The organism is Methylorubrum rhodesianum, assembly GCF_014199985.1.
In the GTDB taxonomy this organism is placed as follows: Bacteria; Pseudomonadota; Alphaproteobacteria; order Rhizobiales; family Beijerinckiaceae; genus Methylobacterium; species Methylobacterium rhodesianum.
This window is the reverse complement of record NZ_JACHOS010000002.1, coordinates 133,326-150,696: the sequence shown is the minus strand read 5'-3', so window position 1 is coordinate 150,696 and position 17,371 is coordinate 133,326. Positions and strand designations below refer to the sequence as shown.

Annotated in this window: 16 protein-coding genes; 5 read left to right on the top strand and 11 right to left on the bottom strand. The window is 69.7% G+C overall.

Annotated elements, in window-relative coordinates:
- Nucleotides 1-59: 59 nt before the first annotated feature.
- Together HNR01_RS03195 and HNR01_RS03190 are read right to left on the bottom strand one after the other, a co-directional pair.
- Entirely contained in the window at nucleotides 60-1,850 is a 1,791-nt protein-coding gene (locus tag HNR01_RS03195) for an ABC transporter ATP-binding protein (protein ID WP_183666576.1), read from the bottom strand.
- Nucleotides 1,851-1,942: 92 nt separating this feature from the next.
- Nucleotides 1,943-2,500 (bottom strand): Spy/CpxP family protein refolding chaperone, encoded by a 558-nt coding sequence (locus HNR01_RS03190; protein ID WP_246417376.1) that lies wholly within the window; start codon nucleotides 2,498-2,500, stop codon nucleotides 1,943-1,945.
- A 185-nt stretch (nucleotides 2,501-2,685) separates the two neighbouring features.
- On the opposite strand from HNR01_RS03190, the gene HNR01_RS03185 reads away from it, so the two are divergent.
- Nucleotides 2,686-3,612: a metal ABC transporter substrate-binding protein gene (locus tag HNR01_RS03185; RefSeq protein ID WP_183666574.1), complete on the top strand. Its 927-nt coding sequence runs from the start codon at nucleotides 2,686-2,688 to the stop codon at nucleotides 3,610-3,612.
- A 4-nt stretch (nucleotides 3,613-3,616) separates the two neighbouring features.
- Here the strand turns inward: HNR01_RS03185 and moaD are convergent, their stop codons facing one another.
- From moaD to HNR01_RS03165, 4 genes are all read right to left on the bottom strand, one after another.
- The gene (moaD, locus tag HNR01_RS03180) at nucleotides 3,617-3,868 is read right to left on the bottom strand and encodes a molybdopterin converting factor subunit 1 (RefSeq protein ID WP_017486135.1); all 252 of its coding nucleotides are present in this window, start codon (nucleotides 3,866-3,868) and stop codon (nucleotides 3,617-3,619) included.
- A gap of 58 nt (nucleotides 3,869-3,926) precedes the next feature.
- Nucleotides 3,927-4,526 (bottom strand): CDP-diacylglycerol--glycerol-3-phosphate 3-phosphatidyltransferase, encoded by a 600-nt coding sequence (pgsA, locus tag HNR01_RS03175; RefSeq protein WP_026105777.1) that lies wholly within the window; start codon nucleotides 4,524-4,526, stop codon nucleotides 3,927-3,929.
- Nucleotides 4,527-4,610: 84 nt separating this feature from the next.
- Nucleotides 4,611-6,668 (bottom strand): excinuclease ABC subunit UvrC, encoded by a 2,058-nt coding sequence (gene uvrC / locus HNR01_RS03170; RefSeq protein ID WP_183666572.1) that lies wholly within the window; start codon nucleotides 6,666-6,668, stop codon nucleotides 4,611-4,613.
- A gap of 55 nt (nucleotides 6,669-6,723) precedes the next feature.
- The gene (locus HNR01_RS03165; protein WP_017486138.1) at nucleotides 6,724-7,449 is read right to left on the bottom strand and encodes a protein phosphatase CheZ; all 726 of its coding nucleotides are present in this window, start codon (nucleotides 7,447-7,449) and stop codon (nucleotides 6,724-6,726) included.
- A 228-nt stretch (nucleotides 7,450-7,677) separates the two neighbouring features.
- On the opposite strand from HNR01_RS03165, the gene HNR01_RS03160 reads away from it, so the two are divergent.
- Entirely contained in the window at nucleotides 7,678-8,394 is a 717-nt protein-coding gene (locus HNR01_RS03160; RefSeq protein WP_183666570.1) for a L,D-transpeptidase, read from the top strand.
- A 75-nt stretch (nucleotides 8,395-8,469) separates the two neighbouring features.
- On the opposite strand, the gene HNR01_RS03155 is transcribed toward HNR01_RS03160, so the two are convergent.
- The 5 genes from HNR01_RS03155 to lgt form a co-directional block, all read right to left on the bottom strand.
- Entirely contained in the window at nucleotides 8,470-9,210 is a 741-nt protein-coding gene (locus HNR01_RS03155; protein ID WP_153873719.1) for a DUF2076 domain-containing protein, read from the bottom strand.
- A gap of 241 nt (nucleotides 9,211-9,451) precedes the next feature.
- Nucleotides 9,452-10,345 (bottom strand): outer membrane protein, encoded by an 894-nt coding sequence (locus HNR01_RS03150; RefSeq protein ID WP_017486141.1) that lies wholly within the window; start codon nucleotides 10,343-10,345, stop codon nucleotides 9,452-9,454.
- 396 nt (nucleotides 10,346-10,741) lie between these two features.
- Nucleotides 10,742-11,509, bottom strand: a complete 768-nt coding sequence (gene pgeF, locus HNR01_RS03145) for a peptidoglycan editing factor PgeF (RefSeq protein ID WP_017486142.1) — start codon at nucleotides 11,507-11,509, stop codon at nucleotides 10,742-10,744.
- Between the two features lie 27 nt (nucleotides 11,510-11,536).
- Nucleotides 11,537-12,628, bottom strand: coding sequence for a class I SAM-dependent methyltransferase (locus tag HNR01_RS03140; RefSeq protein ID WP_017486143.1), 1,092 nt, complete (start codon nucleotides 12,626-12,628; stop codon nucleotides 11,537-11,539).
- Between the two features lie 2 nt (nucleotides 12,629-12,630).
- Nucleotides 12,631-13,521: a prolipoprotein diacylglyceryl transferase gene (lgt, locus tag HNR01_RS03135; protein WP_017486144.1), complete on the bottom strand. Its 891-nt coding sequence runs from the start codon at nucleotides 13,519-13,521 to the stop codon at nucleotides 12,631-12,633.
- Nucleotides 13,522-13,673: 152 nt separating this feature from the next.
- Between lgt and HNR01_RS03130 the strand changes: the two genes are divergently transcribed.
- From HNR01_RS03130 to HNR01_RS03120, 3 genes are all read left to right on the top strand, one after another.
- Nucleotides 13,674-14,354, top strand: a complete 681-nt coding sequence (locus tag HNR01_RS03130) for an MgtC/SapB family protein (protein WP_017486145.1) — start codon at nucleotides 13,674-13,676, stop codon at nucleotides 14,352-14,354.
- Nucleotides 14,355-14,457: 103 nt separating this feature from the next.
- Complete coding sequence (locus tag HNR01_RS03125; RefSeq protein WP_183666568.1) at nucleotides 14,458-16,089, top strand: alpha-D-glucose phosphate-specific phosphoglucomutase; 1,632 nt, start codon at nucleotides 14,458-14,460, stop codon at nucleotides 16,087-16,089.
- On the top strand, nucleotides 16,086-17,366 hold the full coding sequence (locus HNR01_RS03120; RefSeq protein WP_017486147.1) for a hypothetical protein: 1,281 nt from the start codon (nucleotides 16,086-16,088) through the stop codon (nucleotides 17,364-17,366). The genes HNR01_RS03125 and HNR01_RS03120 overlap by 4 nt, the downstream gene beginning before the upstream one ends.
- The last annotated feature ends 5 nt before the right edge of the window (nucleotides 17,367-17,371 follow it).

The window sequence follows — 17,371 nt, the reverse complement described above, 5'->3', positions numbered from 1 at the left end:
ACTACGCGCGAGAGACGGGGAAGGTGGCTTGGCGTCCGGACAATTGGGCGTGGGCGTCGTCAGACCGAGGCCGCCTCGGGCTTCGGGGCGCCCGTGTCGTCGGACAATTGCAGCCGGTGCAGCCGCGCATAGGTGCCGCCTGCCGCGACCAGTTCGTCGTGGCGGCCGAGTTCGATCACCCGGCCGGCCTCGAGCACGGCGATGCGGTCGGCCTCGCGCACGGTCGAGAGGCGGTGGGCGATGACCAGCGTGGTGCGCCCCCGCATCAGCCGTTCGAGCGCCTCCTGCACGAGGTGTTCGGATTCCGAGTCGAGGGCGGAGGTCGCCTCGTCGAGGAGCAGGATCGGCGCATTCTTGAGGAAGGCGCGGGCCAGGGAGATGCGCTGGCGCTCCCCCCCAGAGAGCCGCCCGCCGCCCGGTCCGACCCGGAAGGAATAGCCCTCGCTCAGCCGCGAGATGAAGCCGTGCGCCGCCGCGGCCTTCGCCGCCGCCTCGATCTCGTCCTGCGACGCGCCGGGGCGGCCGAAGCCGATATTGGCCGCGACGGTGTCGTCGAACAGCACGACCTCCTGCGACACCACCGCGATCGCCGCCCGCAGCGACGGGATCGTGACGTCGCGGATGTCCGCGCCGTCGATGAGGACGCTGCCCGACGTGACGTCCTGAAGGCGCGGCACGAGGTTGAGCAGGGACGACTTGCCCGAGCCCGAGCGTCCGACCAGCGCCGTGGTCGAGCCGGCCGGCACCACGAGGTCGATCCCCTCCAGCGCGGGCGCATCGGCGCGGTAGCGGAAATGCACGGCCTCGAAGCGGATCTCCCCCCGGGTCACCGTCAGCGGCCGGGCGGACGGCGCCTCGCGGATCGTCGGCGGCTCGTCCATCAGGGCGAAGTAGCGGGAAAGGGCCGCGGCGGCCTCCTGCAGGATCGCGTTGAGGGTGCCGAGTGCCCGGGCCGGCTGCGCGGCCAGCAGAAGGGCGGCGACGTAGCCGGTGAAGTCGCCGACGGTGCGGTCGCCCGCCATCACCCGCTGGCCGACCAGCACCAGCACGCCGGCCACCGCGAGGCCGCCGCCGATCTCCATCAGCGGATCGAGCCGGCCCCGGGCATTGGCCGCCTTCATCTTGAGGCGGCGCACCTCGTCCAGCGCCTGCGCGGCGCGGCCCTTGAGATAGCCTTCGAGAGCATAGGTCTTGGCGACGCGGGCGCCCTGGAGGCTCTCGGTGATGAGGCTCGCGGTCGCGCCCATCTGCTCCTGCGTCGTGGTGGAGACCTGGCGCAGCCGCCTGCCGATGCGGTTGACCGGCCCGGCCACCAGCGGCGCCGTGACCGCGGCGGCCAGCGTCAGCAGCGGATCCATCCAGATCAGCGCGATCACCAGCGCGACCAGCATGGCCACGTCGCGCAGCAGAACCGTCGAGATGCGGGTCAGCGCCTCCTTGATGAAGGCGAAGTCGGTGGTGAAGCGCTGGGTGAAGGCCGCCGGGCTCTCGCGGCCGAGCTGGGCCAGATCGGCGTCGATCAGGTGGGCGTAGAGCGCGGCCTGCATGTCGGCCTCGACCCGGGTGACGACCCGATTGGTCAGAACCGTCTGGCCGAACAGGGCGAAGCCGCGCACGGAGGTGACGGCGATGACGATGAGCGGGCCGTAGGCGAGGGCGCCCATGTCCTTGTGATCGAAGGCGTCGAAGGCGGCCTTGATCAGAGCGGGATAGAGCCCCGTCGCCGCGCCGACGATGGCGATGAGCACGAGCACCACCGCCAGCGTCGCCCGGTGGGGCGAGAGCCATTCCCGCCAGAGCCGCCCGAGCAGGGGAAGGGTGTCGCCCCTCAGGAGCGGCCGGCGCGCCATGTTGTACCGTGTCTGTGCTGACCCCGGCCGGAACGCCGGGGCCCGCGGTGTTTGCCGCCGCACGGCTCTCGGATCAAGCGGCGGTCCCGATGCTACTCGTCGCTGCCGTCACGACCGCCCGGACCACCGGGGCCGTGGCGATGCCAACCCTTGTGCGGGCCGCCGAAGGGGCGCATCGGCCGGGCGAGGAGCATGGCGCGGCGCTTCTGGCCGTCATCGAGCGTCGCGAAGAGCGGCGTGCTGGCATCGGCGAGCTTGCGCAGAGCCTCGCCCCGGGCGGTCGCCGCGTCGGCCATGGCGCGGAGCGCGCCGGGAGCGTCGTCGACCATCCGGCCGCGCTCGCGCCGGGCCTCGCGCTGAGCCGCCCGCTGCTTGAAGAGGTCGCGCATGGCCGCCTCGACCGGCGGCCAGAGCTTCTCCTGCTCCGGGTTCAGCTTCAGGCCGGCATGCAGACCGGCGATGCGGGCATCGGCGAAGGCGGCCCGGTCCTCGGCCGAGAGCGCCGACCAGCGCCCGTGCCGATGGCCGTGCGGACCGTCCGCGAAAGGCCCGCCGCGCTCGCCGGCATGGACCGCCGCGGTCCCGACACCGGCCGCGCCGAGCAGCGCCAGCCCCACCATCGCAAGACCCGTCGCGCGTTTCCTGATCATGGGACATCTCCGTCAGACAGGGCGTCTGCCCCGATCCCGCGACGATGCGTCGGTTTCGTCTCTGGCGTGTGTCCGGGCGTCTCTGGCGTGTGTCTGCAACATGAAAGCTTGTCCATGTTCCGACAGGCATCTTGGCGATGTGATAATGTTACATTATCACCGCGTCGGAGCGGAGGAGTTTTGGGATGAGACGGTTCATGAGGCGCGGGTTCGCGGCCGCGATTCTGCTGATCGCCGGCCTCGCGCCGTCCCTCGCGGCGGCGCAGGAGACGCGGCTGAAGGCGGTCGCGACCTTCTCGATCCTGGCCGACCTCGTGGCGCAGGTCGGTGGGAACAGGGTCGTTGTGACGAGCCTCGTCGGGCCGGATGCGGACGCGCACGGCTACTCCCCGGCACCGGGCGACGCCCGGCGGGTGGCGGAGGCCGACCTCGTCGTCGTCAACGGCCTCGGCTTCGAGGGTTGGCTGGAGAGGCTGATCAAGGCATCCGGCACCAAGGCGCCGGTGGTCGTGGCCTCCAAGGGCGTGAAGACCATCGCCGGCAGCCATGACCACGACGACCATGGACATGATCACGGGGAGGGGGACCACGCCGACCCGCATGCGTGGCAGAACGTGGCGAACGTGAAGCTCTACGTCGCCAACATCCGCGACGGCCTGAGCACCGCCGATCCGGCCCATGCCAGCCTCTACGCCGCCAACGCCGCCGCCTACACGCAGCAGCTCGATGCGCTGGACGGCGAGATCCGCTCCGCGCTGGCCACGATCCCGGAGGAGCGGCGGCGCATCATCACCACCCACGATTCCTTCGGCTATTTCAGCGCCGCCTACGGCATGCGCTTCCTGGCGCCGCAGGGCATCTCGACGGACAGCGAGGCCGGTCCGCGGGACGTCGCCCGCATCATCCGCCAGATCCGCCGGGACAAGGTGCCCGCAGTGTTCGTGGAATCGATCGCCGACCCGCGGCTGATGCAGCAGATCGCCCGCGAGAGCGGCGCGAAGGTCGGCGGCCGGATCTATTCCGACGCGCTGAGCGCGCCGGGCGGGCCGGCGGCGGGCTATCTGGAGATGATGCGTTCGAACCTCAACGCGTTTCGCGAGGCGCTGAGCTGAGGCCTCAGCCGCCCGTCATCGGCGGGAAGAACGCGATCTCCCGCGCCCCGGCGATGGCGCTTCCGGGCTTGGCGTGGACGCGGTCGATCGCCGTGCGCACCACGCCCTCGTTCTCGAAGGCATAGGCGTATTCCTCGCCCCGCGTCTTCAGCCAGCCGATCAGGTCGGCCACGGTGGCGACGCCTTCGGGCAGACTCACGGTCTCCTCGGGCCTGCCGACACGCTCGCGCACCCAGGCGAAATAGACGAGCTTCATCTCACACTCACTTCCAATGCCGTCGTCGCCGGGCAGAGCCGGGGCGAGAACGGTCGCGTCAGCGCGGATCGTCGATCACGTGCCGAATCCCGGCCCTCATGTAGTCCCAGCCGGTGTAGAGCGTCAGGGCGGCGGCGAGCCACAGCAGGACGATCCCGGCCGTGAGGCTGCCGGGAATGACGCTCTCGCCGGCCGGGCCGGCGACGAGGACGCCGAGGGCGATGAGCTGCACCGTCGTCTTCCACTTGGCGATCCGGCTGACCGGCAGGCCGACCTTCAGTTCCGCCAGATATTCGCGCAGGCCGGAGACCAGCACCTCGCGGCACAGGATGACGATGGCTGCCCAGAGCGACACGCCGGCGATGGTGCGGTCGGCAGCCAGCATCAGCAGCAAGGCCGAAACGAGGAGCTTGTCGGCGATCGGGTCGAGCATCCGCCCGAGCGCGGAACTCTGTGCCCAGGCGCGGGCGACATAGCCGTCGAGATAGTCGGTGATGGCGGCGGCCACGAACACGCCGAAGGCGGCCCAGCGCGCCGCGATCTCGTCCGGCCAGAACAGCAGCGCGACGACGACGGGGACCGCGACGAGGCGGCCGTAGGTCAGGCAGTTCGCGAGCGTCCAGGCCTGCGACCGGCGTCGGGGGAGGACGGCGTTCATCGCCGGGGTGAAATCACGGGTCGCGTGGGGCGTCAACCGCGTCGGGATCGCGTCGGGCGCAGGCTCTGTCGGCACGGGCTCGGCTCAAGCGTTGGCGTGGAAGAAATCGTAGACCGCCCGCGCGGTGGCGGCGTTCACGCCCGGCGCCTTGGCGAGATCCTCCAAGGCGGCCCGCTGGATGGCCTTCACGGTGCCGAAATGGTGCAGCAGCGCGCGCTTGCGAGTGGGGCCGATGCCAGCGATCTCGTCGAGGGGGTTCCTGGTCATCTCGCGCTTGCGCCGCGCCCGGTGCGTGCCGATGGCGAAACGGTGCGCCTCATCGCGCAGACGCTGCACGAAGTAGAGCACGGGGTCGCGCGGCGGCAGCTTGAACGGGGTCCGGCCGGGCACGAAGAAGGTTTCGCGACCGGCATCCCGATCGCGGCCCTTGGCGATTCCGACCAGCGGCACATCGATCACGCCGATCTCGGCGAGCGAGGCGCGGGCGGCCTCGAGCTGCCCCGCGCCGCCGTCGATCAGCACGAGGTCGGGCCAGGCCGGGAAGGCGTCGGGATCGTCCGGCATCGCGTCGGTCGCCGCCGGGACCGCCCGCCCCTCGGCCGCCGCCTGCGGCTCGCCGACCTCGCCCTCCCGCGGGGTGCGGGGCGCCTCCTTGGCCAGCCGCTTGAAGCGGCGGGTCAGCACCTCGCGCATCATCCCGAAATCGTCGCCGGGCGTCAGCTCCTCCGACTTGATGTTGAAGGTGCGGTAATGCGTCTTCATGAAGCCGGTCGGGCCCGCGACGATCATGCCGCCGACGGCGGCCGTGCCGGAAATGTGCGAGTTGTCGTAGACCTCGACCCGCCGCGGCGGCTTGTCGAGACCGAAGGCTTGGCCGAGCGCTGTCAGCAGCTTGCCCTGCGAGGCGGTGTCGGCGAGGCGGCGGCCCAGCGCCTCCTTGGCGTTGCGCTGGGCGTAATCGACGAGGTTCTTGCGCTCGCCCCGCTGCGGCCGATGGATCTCCACCCGGTGCTCGACGCGGCTCGACAGGGCCGCGGCCACGAGTTCGGCATCCTCGATCGTGTGGCTCACCAGCACGAGGCGCGGGGCGGGCTTGTCGTCATAGAACTGCGAGATGAACGAGGCGAGCACCTCGTCGGCGCTCATGGAGCGGTCGGCCTTGGGGAAGTAGGCGCGGTTGCCCCAGTTCTGGAAGTTGCGGAAGAAGAACACCTCGATGCAGAACTGACCCGCCTGCTCGTCGAGGGCGAAGACGTCGGCCTCCTCGACCCCTTGCGTGTTCACCCCTTGCGTGCCCTGGATCGCCGAGAGCGCGGCGATCCGGTCGCGGAAGCGCGCCGCGCGCTCGAACTCCAGCGCCTCGGAGGCGCGCTCCATCTCCTCGCGCATCCGGTCCTTCACCGCGTTGGACTTGCCCGAGAGGAAGGCGCGGGCGCTGTCGGCGAGCCCGGTATAATCCTCAAGGGCGATCTCGCCGGTGCAGGGGCCGGAGCAACGCTTGATCTGGTAGAGCAGGCAGGGCCGGGTGCGGTTCTCGTAGTAGCTGTCGGAGCAGGTGCGCAGCAGGAAGGCGCGCTGGAGCGCGTTCACCGTGCGGTTGACCGCCCAGACATTGGCGAAGGGGCCGTAGTAGTTGCCCTTGCGGCGGCGGGCACCGCGGTGCTTGACGATCTGCGGCGCCGGGCCGTCGCTCGTCAGCAGGATGTAGGGGAACGACTTGTCGTCGCGCATCAGCACGTTGAAGCGGGGCTTCAACTGCTTGATGAGGTTGGCCTCCAGCAGCAGAGCTTCCGTCTCGGTCGAGGTGGTGACGAACTCCATCGCCGCCGTCTGCGCGATCATGCGGGCGATGCGGTTGGAATGCGCCTGACCGCGGGCGTAGGAGCCGACGCGGGCCTTCAGGTTCTTGGCCTTGCCGACGTAGAGGACGTCGCCCTTGTGGTCGAACATCCGGTAGACGCCCGGCGAGGTCGGCAGGGTCGTCCAGAAGCGGCGGATGATCTCCGTGCCGGCCTGAACGGCCCCCGGCTCGAAATCGAAGTCGATCTCGGGCGCCTCTTCGAGGGAGGGCGCCTCGTTCTCGTCCTCGTCGAACCCGTCGGGCGGGACGTCGTCGAAGGCGGATCGGGTCGCGCGGCTCATGGCTCCGATGTAGGCCGCGGCGATTCCGGTTGGAAGGGCCGCCGCGTCGCGGCACTCAATCGAACAGGGCGTCGATGTCCGATTGGTCGACGTGGCCGGGATCGTCCTGAAGCTTCGGCCCGTTGAGGAGCGAGCTCTCGTCGTTCTCGTCGACCGCGGCGGTCTCTACGGCGAGCAGGTCCCGGAATCCGTCGAGACCGCTCCAGGCCTCGATCACACGGTCGAGATGCTCCTCGACGAACTTGAGCACGCTGACGATCTTGCTGATGCGCTGGCCCGTCAGGTCCTGGAAGTTGCAGGCCTCGTAGGCCGCGATGACGTTGTCGAGAATGCCGTCGACATTCTCCTGAGCGGCCTTCGTCAGGCGCATGCCGCGCATCATGTTGGCATTGGTTTCGATCTTCTCGATGCTGCCGAGGATGGTCGAGGTGGCCTCCTCGGTCGACTCGACCACGGCGTCGAGCTCGCCCGCGACGCGCCGCATGCCCTTGCCGGTGCTCTCGGAGCGGTGAAGGCTGGCGATCTCCGACTTGGTGCGGGTGATCGCCTCCTTCATCACTTCGAGTTCGTGGCGCATGGCGAACGCTTCGCCGAGTTCGCGGCGGCAGGCCTCGATGGTCTCGCCGGCGCTCGCCTGGGTGATGCGCCGCAGATCGTTGATCGCCGTGAGAATCTCGTCGAGGCGCGGATTCGGTAGCGTCTCCGGAGCAGCCGCAGAGATGCCGGCCGCCGGTACAGGCAATCCGAGGCTTTCCTCAATGCGGTAGCGCTTGGTGATCATCGGTCGGGCGGGCCTTCGGGGACGGATCTCGTGCGACACAATCCGGCGTAGTGGTTTCGATTTGCTGAAAGTTTTCGGGCGACCGGAGCCATTTACCGGCCGTTGAGGACGCCGCGCGGTTTGCGGGGGCCGGCCCGGCCGTCTGGGCGATTCACCACGTTTGTTCATCGCCCGCAGGGCAAATGCCGAAAAGCTCTCCGCATCGCGTGTGCTGGGCGGGAGTGTGGGATGCGGGCGAAATGGAGCGTGGCGCTGACGGCGCTCGCCATGGTGGGAGTGTGCGGGCCGGCCATGGCCCAGGCCGAGCCGGGCCGCTACGGCGGCGGCTTCATCGAGTTCCTGATGACCGGCGACGCTCAGGGTCCGGCGCGGCGCTCCGCCGTCGACGGCTACGGCGCGCTGGCCGCGCCGCACCCGGCCCCCGTCGCACAGCCGCGCGCCCGGTTCGCGGCACTGCCGACCGGCCCGGGGCCCGAGGAGAGCGCCGTTGCCCGGGCGATCGACCCCCGCTACGCCCGCCAAGTCGTCGCTTATGACGGCCCCGGCCGGGCCGGCCAGATCGTGATCGATACGAATGCGAAGTATCTCTACCTGATCCAGCCGGGCGGACAGGCGATCCGCTACGGGATCGGCGTCGGGCGTCCGGGCTTCGTCTGGACCGGCGCTAAGACGATCACCGCCAAGCGGGAATGGCCCGACTGGACGCCGCCCGCCGAGATGCTGCGCCGCCGTCCCGACCTGCCGCGGCACATGGTGGGCGGGCCGGAGAACCCGCTCGGCGCCCGGGCGATGTATCTCGGCACCTCGCTCTACCGCATCCACGGCACCAACGAGCCGCACACGATCGGGCAGAACGTGTCTTCGGGCTGCATCCGGATGATGAACGAGGACGTGATCGACCTCTATGAGCGGACACCGGTGGGGACCCGCGTCGAGGTGATCTGACGCCTTCCGACCCAAGAGAAAGCCCGGTGCCGGGGGACCGGCACCGGGCTCTTTTTTCTACTCGATCAGGCCCGATCAGGCCCAGTCGTCATCCCCGCCATCGCCGAGGTCGCCGCCGAAATCGTCGCCGCCACCGCCGAACGAGGCGTCCTGGAAGCCGCCGTCACCGCCGCCGAGCGCCGAGCCGAGATCCTGGTCGCCGCCGCCGAACATGCCGCCGCCCGTGTCACCGCCGCCCAGGCCCGCCGCCTGAGCGCTGCCGAGCGCGGAATGCCCGCCCGCGAAGGCGTTGGAGAGGGCGCTGCCGAGCAGCATGCCGCCCGCCGCACCGGCCGCCATCGGAAGCGCGGTGGCGAGGAAGCCGCCGCCGCGGGCCGGCTGCTGGGCCTGACCACCCCAGGGTCCGCCCTGCGGAGGACCACCGTAACCCGGCTGCTGGCCGTAGCCGAGCTGAGGCCCGCCCTGCGGACCACCGTAGCCGCCCTGCTGACCGTACCCGCCCTGCTGGCCCCAGGCCTGACCGGCCGGACGCTGCGGCTCGGAGCGCTGACCGCCGCCGAAGATGCTCGACAGGAAGCCGCCGCCGCCGGAGGGCTGGGACTGCGCCTGGGCGCGGGCCTGTTCGAGCTGCTGGTTCAGGCTCTTGATCGCCTCCTCCTGCACGTAGATCAGCTGGGCCATCGCGTAGGGTGCGTAGGGCTGGCTGCGCAGCTTCTCGGCGATGAAACGTTCGGCATCGGCGTCCCGGGGCTGACCGGACGCCTGCTCGAGGCGCTGGAAGATGCCGTTGATGATGTCGCGTTCTTCGCTGTTCATGGAGCCGTCCTCCTGAAGGCGGCGACGGCCTCGTCACCGCACGGCGGCTAGGAGATGGGGACCGGTCGAGCTTTTGTCAGGGGGCCGGCGTCGATTGTCCGCATCGGCCGGGCACGCAAACCGGTGTGCCAGAACACCGGACAAAGACCATGACACCGGACAAAGAAAAAGCCCGACCGCAAGGCCGGGCTTCTCCGAAGACGTTCGGCGGTCCGGTGAGGGACCGCCGAGGCGCCAGATCTTAGTACGAGCCGAACTTGTAGTTCAGGCCGGCGCGGACGACGGCGAACTCGGTCTCGCGCTGACGAGCGACGCTGCCGGAGGCGAGCACCACGCCCGGGCTGTTCGTGTAGACGAGGTTGCCGGCCGGGGTGGCACCGAAGGCGCCGTTCAGGCGGTTGCCGCGATCGAGGTTCACGTAGAGACCTTCGACCTTCAGCGTGACAGCCGAGGACTTGAAGAAGTTCAGGAACGAGTCGGTCGGGAGAGCGTACTCGATACCACCACCGGCGGCCCAGCCGGTGCGGAAGTCGTCGGACGAACCGCCGGGCAGGCCGAAGTCGGAGCCGCCGCCGGAGCCGTAGGCGAAGCCGCCGGTGCCGTACACGAGGGTGCGGTCGAAGGCGTAGCCGAGGCGACCGCGGACGGTGCCGAAGAAGTCGAGGCCGGACAGACCGTTCGGGTTGAAGATCTGGGTGCCGGCCAGGAACGGCGAGGAGCCCGGGGCGACCGAGAAGCGGTTCCGGTCACGACCGAAGTCGACGTACTGGGCGTCGGCCTCGATACCGATCACGACACCGGAGCCCGGGGTGAACTGGTAGTTGTAGCCGATCTGACCACCGCCGACGAAGCCTTCGTCGCTGCGACGGTTGTTGAAGGCGATGGCAGCGGTGCCGCCCGGGGCGACCAGGCCGCTGAGGCCGTTCACGCCGATCACGGTCGGAGCGTTGTTGTCGTCACCGGTGCCGAAGCCGTAGCCGGCGTTGAAACCGGCGTAGAAGCCCGTCCAGGTGAAGACCGGCACCGGCTGGAACACCGGCGGCGGAGCGGCGCGGCGCGGCAGGTCGGCGGCGAGCGCCGAACCGGCGAAGGCGATGCCGGCGATGGCCGTACCGGCGCGAAGGAAGGATTTCATTACTCTGGTCCTCTCTGACTGTGCCGGTGCTTCCGGGGAAGCGAGGCGGCACGGTGCCCCGTATCTATGCCAGCATCCCGGAAGATGCTGTTGCGGCTTGACCACGCCGACCGTCCCGAAGGCGGCCCCTTTGTGGCAGTGGTCTTGGTCTGCCGTCGTTCCAACCGGGAAACGTCACCAAACGGCCAAGGTTCACTTACGGCCGAGCTTTTTTTGGTGACGGTTCCGGACAGATTGTCGCAGGGATGCAACCACGGCGTTCCGCGACGCCGCAAGGCTTACGATGGATGCGGCGCGACATGCGAGTGCTTCAGCGCACAAAAGCCTGGCCGTGGGCACCGTTGCGGTGGGCGTTGCACGGATACAACGACTTTTGTGAGTACCGTAAGAATATAGTCACGGAGTGAGTGCAATCGCCGATATCAGTCGCCCGTAATCCGGCTCGTTGCGGTGCGTCGTGCGCCGGAAGCTGTAGAATCGGTCGGGATCGGCATAGGTGCACAAGTTGACAGAAGCCGCCTCGCCGATTCCGGCTTCCACCAGTCTTTCGAGAATGAAGGCTGGCAGATCGAATTGAGCGTGTCCGGGTCGCCCTTCGGCGAAAAACTTCTCGCTTCCCGGCACGTCTGCACGAAAACGTTCAACGAACTCGGAGCCGACCTCGTAGGAGGCTTGCGAAATCGTCGGTCCGAGCACGGCTACGATGCGCTCGCGCTCGGCGCCGAGTGCCTCCATGGCGGCAACCGTCGCGGCGATGACACCGCCGAGTGCGCCCTTCCAGCCCGCATGGGCCGCGCCGACGACGCGGTTCTCCGGGTCGGCGAACAGGATCGGGCCGCAATCGGCCGTCGCGATGCCGAGCGCCAAGCCGGGCACCCGGGTCACCATGGCGTCGGCCTTCGGACGTTCGGCCAGGGGAAACGGGGCCTCGACGGTCACCACCTCGGCCGAATGCACTTGGTAGAGGCTGACGAGGTTGTCGCTCGGCAGTCCGAGTTGCGCGCACATCCGCGCCCGGTTCTCGGCGACGCGGGCCGGCTCGTCGTTCGAGCCGATCCCGCCGTTCAGGGAAGCGTAGAGACCCTCGGAAACGCCGCCCCGTCGGGTGAAGAAGGCGTGCCGTACGTAAGAATGCGAGCTCAGCTCGGGCGCTTCGATGAACATGATCTCGCGGTCTCTCGACGAATGGGCTCAGGTCGGGGGTGGGAATGCCGGCAGCGGCGTGAGCGCCGGGTGGCTGGCGCAGAGCACCTTGAACAGCGCGCCCATGCCGCGCGGGTCCGGGTCGGTCAGGCGCCGGGCGGCGGCCTCGATCGCCCGCGCCTGGTCCGGTGTGGCGCGGGCCTTCAGCCGCTCAGCGCGGGCGTCGAGGCCGAGCGACAGCAGGAATTCGCGCTGCGTCACCGGCCCGAGAGCAGCCAGACCCTCCGCACGGGCCGCGCGGGCAAGCGTGCCGAAATCGACCTGCAGCGTCAGGTCCGCCTCGCCGGGCCGGCTCAGCGGATCGGCGTAGCGGTGGCCCGCCACCGCCTGGAAGGTGTCGCCGAAGCCCGGCTGGTCGCCGCCGTAATCGATGACGATCAGGGCGCCGCCCTTCGCGACGAGGCGACGGCCGAGATCGCGCAGGACCGCGAGCCCCTGGCTCGGCAGGGTCAAGACGGCGCCCTCCGGCGCTGGTGCCGTGAGACGCGGATCGGGCTCCGGGTCGAGGCCGAAGGCGAGTGCGTCGCCGGCGGCCGTCAAGCCGACCCGGCGCTCGCACCACCCCCGATCCGTCCGCACGAACTGGCGGGCCGGCAGGGCATCGAAGAACTCGTTGGCGATCACGAGGAGCGGTGCGTCCGGCAGGCTCGCCACGGAATCGTGGAAGGCCGGAGCGGCGCCGGCGAGCCGATCCGCCTGGATACCGCGCAGCACCGGGCTGGTCTCGACGAGGTGGAGATCGAAAGCGGCGCCGGCCACGCGCAGAACCCGCAGGGCGTCGGCCATCAGCGTGCCGCGGCCCGGGCCGAGTTCGACGAGGCAGGGCCGCTCGCCCGGTGCCGCCGCCGCCATCATCGGCAGCACGGACGCCGTCCAGGCACCGATCAACTCGCCGAACATCTGGCTGATTTCAGGCGCGGTGACGAAGTCGCCGCTCCGGCCGAGGGGATCGCGCGTGGCGTAGTAGCCGTGCGAGGGATGTCCGAGGCAGAGCGCCATGTAACGGTCGAGGCCGATCGGCCCGTCCGCCCGGATCTCCCGAACCAGGATTTGCAGGAGCGGCGTCGCCTCGGCGTCCACGCTCAGATCTGTCCCGCTTCGGCCTGGATCTCCGGACCCGCCTGTCGCGGACGCGTCACTCCGCGGGCGGCGAGCACGATGTAGACGAGGCCGACCAGCGCCATTGGCACGCAGAGCAGCATCCCCATGGTCACGCCGCCGCCGAGCGCATTGACATCCTGACCGAACAGGAAGCCGAGCTGCCGGTCCGGCTCGCGGAAGAATTCGCAGAAGGTTCGCGCCAGCGCGTAGCCCAGTACGAAGATGCCCCCGAGAAGGCCCGGCTTGCGGAAACCGAACCGGCGCACGGCGAGCGCCATGACGATGAACAGCAGCAAGCCTTCTGTGGCGGCCTCGAACAGCTGGCTCGGGTAGCGCGGCACGTCACCCCCGGTGGGAAAGACCACGGCGTAGGGGAAATCCGGCGCGGCGCGCCCCCACAGCTCGCCGTTCACGAAGTTGGCGATGCGCCCGAAGAACAGGCCGACCGGCACCACCACGGCGGCGATGTCGAGCATGGTGTAGCCGTTGAGGCCGCGCGCGCGGGCGAAGAGCAGCAGCGCCAGGATCGCACCGAGAAACCCGCCGTGAAACGACATGCCGCCGTTGCGGATCGCCAGGATCTCCAGCGGGTGCTCCATGTAGAGCGGCAGGTTGTAGAACAGCACATAGCCGATCCGCCCCCCGAGCACGACGCCGAGCGCGACCCAGACGATCAGGTCGTCGATGTCGGTGAGCGTCGGGCGCTTGACCACACCCCAGAGCGAATCCGCCGCGACCAGCCGGCGCGCGTAGAACCAGCCGCCGACGAGACCCGCGATGTAGGACAGGGCGTACCACTTGATCTCGACGGGTCCGATCGAGACCGCGACCGGATCGATGGCCGGAAAGGGGAGTGCGAGAAGCGGCGGCATCGACGGCCCACGAACGGCTGACGGTTTTGGAAGGCGCGCCGCATTGGACCCGCGCCCGCCGGAGCGTCAAGTTGGGGCGTCACGCCGGGGCCTCGTTGCGCGTCAGGAGCAGCGGGCGCAATCTCGGCCGCACGATCGGCGCGGGAGGAGCGATGCTCGGAAACGGCGAGATGGTGGCGCGCCTCGTGCTCGCGGGCGCCATGGGCAGCGTGATCGGGTTCGAGCGGGAGCGGCTGCTCTGGGCCGCGGGCCTGCGCACGCACATGCTGGTCTGCGTCGGCGCCTGCCTCTTCATGATCGTCTCGGCCTTCGGTTTCTCCGACGTGCTCGGACAGAAGGACGTGGTGCTCGATCCCTCGCGCGTGGCCGCGCAGGTCGTCTCCGGCATCGGCTTCCTGGGTGCCGGCACGATCCTTCTGCGCGGCGAAGTGGTGAAGGGCCTGACCACCGCAGCGAGCCTGTGGGCGGTGGCGGCGATCGGGCTTGCCGTCGGCGGCGGCCTCTACGTCGCGGCGATTGCCGCCACGGTGCTCGTCGTCGGCATCCTCGCGGGGGTGAAGCCGATCGAGGAGCGCTGGCGCGACCGGCTGCACAGTCGCGCGCTCCATCTCACCGTCAAGACCGGCAGCCTGTCGATCGACACCCTTCAGGAGGTCACCGGTGAGCGCGCCTCTCGGGTGCGCCAGTTCGTGGTGCGCCCGGGCGATGACGAGGGCGTGGAGGAGGTCACCATCGCCTTCGTCCGGCTGTCGCAGACGAGCGTCGCGGCCATCGCGGAGCGGCTGAGGCAGAATCCGTCGGTTCTCTCCGTCCGTCTCGGCTCGGAGGTGTGACGGCGGCGCCGGACCCTGGCGAAATCCGCGAGTCCGGCCTACTCGAACCGACACAGCGCACTACGACGTGCGAACCTTATCCTTGGCGAGAATCGAGCGAACCATGGCCGCGAAGCGGGTTCCCACCAGTCCCTATTCGGACCAGAAGCCCGGCACCTCGGGCCTGCGCAAGAAAGTGCCCGTGTTCCGGCAGCCGCACTACGTCCAGAACTTCGTCCAGGCGATCATCGACTGCATCCCTGATCGCAAGGGCGCGACCCTGGTGATCGGCGGAGACGGTCGCTTCTTCAACGAGCAGGTGGTCCAGATCGCCCTCAAGATCGCCGCCGCCAACGGCTTCGGGCGGGTGCTGGTGGGGCAGAACGGCCTGCTCTCGACCCCGGCCGCCTCCTGCGTCATCCGCAAGCATGGGGCCGTCGGCGGCATCGTCCTCTCAGCGAGCCACAATCCTGGCGGGCCGGACGGCGATTTCGGCATCAAGTTCAACGGCAGCAACGGCGGTCCGGCGCCGGAAAGCGTCACCGCCGCGATCTTCGAGCGCACCAAGGCCATCGGCGACTACCGCATCTCCGATGCGCCCGATCTCGACCTCGGCCGGATCGGCGCCACCGAGATCGATGGGATGACCGTGGAGGTGATCGACCCTGTCGCCGACTACGCCGAGCTGATGCGTACGCTGTTCGACTTCGAGGCGCTGTCGAAGATGTTCGCCTCCGGCTTCCGGATGCGCTTCGATGCTCTCTCGGCGGTGACCGGCCCCTACGCCAAGGCGATCCTGGAGGGGGCGCTCGGCGCGGCGCCCGGCACCGTGGTCAACGGCGAGCCCAAGCCCGATTTCGGCGGGCACCATCCCGATCCGAACCCGGTCCACGCCCACGAGCTGTTCGACCTGATGCACGGCCCCGATGCGCCGGATTTCGGTGCGGCCTCCGACGGCGACGGCGACCGCAACATGATCGTCGCGCCCGGCCTCTTCGTCACGCCGAGCGACAGCCTCGCCATTCTCGCCGCCCACGCTCACAGGGCGCCGGGCTATGCCGGAGGGCTCGCGGGCGTCGCCCGATCGATGCCGACGAGCCGTGCGGTCGATCGCGTCGCCGCCGCCCTCACGATCGAGGCGTTCGAGACCCCGACCGGCTGGAAGTTCTTCGGCAACCTGCTCGATGCCGGCCGCATCACGCTGTGCGGCGAGGAGAGCGCCGGCACCGGCTCGAACCACGTGCGCGAGAAGGACGGGCTGTGGGCGGTGCTGCTCTGGCTCAACATCCTGGCCGCGACCGGTCGGCCGGCGCAGGAACTCGTACGGGCGCACTGGGCCCAGTACGGGCGCGACTACTACACCCGCCACGATTACGAGGAGATCGATTCCGGCGCCGCCAACCGCCTGATGGACGGCCTGCGCGCCCGGCTCGCCTCGCTGCCGGGGACCGAGATCGGTGGCATGACCGTGCAGGCGGCGGACGATTTCCGCTACGTCGATCCGGTGGATGGTTCGGTCACGGAAGCGCAGGGCGTCCGGATCACCTTCGCGGAGGATGCCCGCATCGTCTACCGGCTCTCGGGGACCGGAACCGCCGGGGCGACGCTTCGGGTCTATATCGAGCGCTACGAGGCGGACCCGGACCGGCTGGAACTGCCAGTGGCCGAGGTTCTCGCCCCCGTGGTCGCGGTGGCGCGGGAACTGGCCGACATCGAGCGGCTCACCGGCCGGGCGGAGCCGAGCGTCGTGACGTGACGGGTTCCCCCTCGCGCCGGGGGGCGGGCGGCGCCTGGGCCGCGCTCGCGGTCCTGATCGCGACTGCGCAGCCGGCCCGACCCGCCGAGACGGCGCTCGGCGTCGCCCGCTTCGACCTGCCCGCCGCCTTCGAGGACTGGACGCGGCGCGAGATGAGCGACGGCCTCCTGTTCCAGCGCGTCTACGAGCCGTCGGGCCCGCGCGGGCGCAAGGGCCTGGCGATCCTTCTGGTCGCCAAGCCGAAGCCTGCCTCCGGTGCCTTCGACACGGCGTTCACGCAGTTCGTGCGCGGAATCAAGCAGGTTCCGGCTGAGGGAAAGCCGCTCACGGCGAAGGCGGGCGAAACCCTCGACGGACACCCCATCCGCATCGAGCAGCGCTGCTGCCGGTCGAGCGACGGGCTGCGGATGAACGCCTGGTTTGTCGGGATCGCTGCCGGGGGGAGCGAACATTACCTGATGCTTCTCACGCTCCAGCTCGAGCGCGAGACCGAAAAACCCGTCCGCGAGGCGTTCGAGAGGCTGGTGCAGACCTACCGCGCGTCGAAGGACGATCGCGGCCTCGCCCTCGCGCCGAGAGCCGGCGATGGCGGGATGGACGGACTCTATGCGCGCACCGAGACGCGGCTGATGCCCAATGCCTTCGGCGGCATGGATTTCATCGCCGACCAGGAAACCCTGCTGTTCGACAAGAGCGGCCTCTACACCACCGAGATGCCGCGCGACGGCGATATGGCGGGCCATTGCCGCACCGAGGTGACGACTTGCGGCATCTACGCGCTGAAGGGCGGCTGGCTCTCGGCCAACCGCATCGACCGCGTCGAGGTGGAGAATCAGTTCGGCCTCGCGAAGCGCTCCAGCGAAGCCTTCGCCCGCACCAAGGACGGCATCAAGATCGGCGACAGGCGCTACGCGACCATGCCGCCCTTCGCCGAGGGACATCGCTTCTCCGGCACGTGGAGCCACACCTTCGGATCGAGCGGTCCGACAGGGGCGGTCGGCGGCACGCGCACGCTGACCCTGAGCCCGGACGGGCGCTTCACCCGGGAGAGCAGCACGGGCTTCTCCTCCACCGGCGGGTCGATCGACGGCGGCACCACCGTGGCGGGGCACAGCCGCCGCCCTCTCCAAAGCGGGCGCTACGCGGTCTCAGGTTTCCGGATCACGCTGAGCGACGAGGCGGGCGGGACGGAATCGCTCAGCCTGTTCGCACCGGACCGGGACACGGACAAGCTTCTGGTGATCGGCGGAGCGAACTACCTCAAGCAGGCGAAATGATCGGG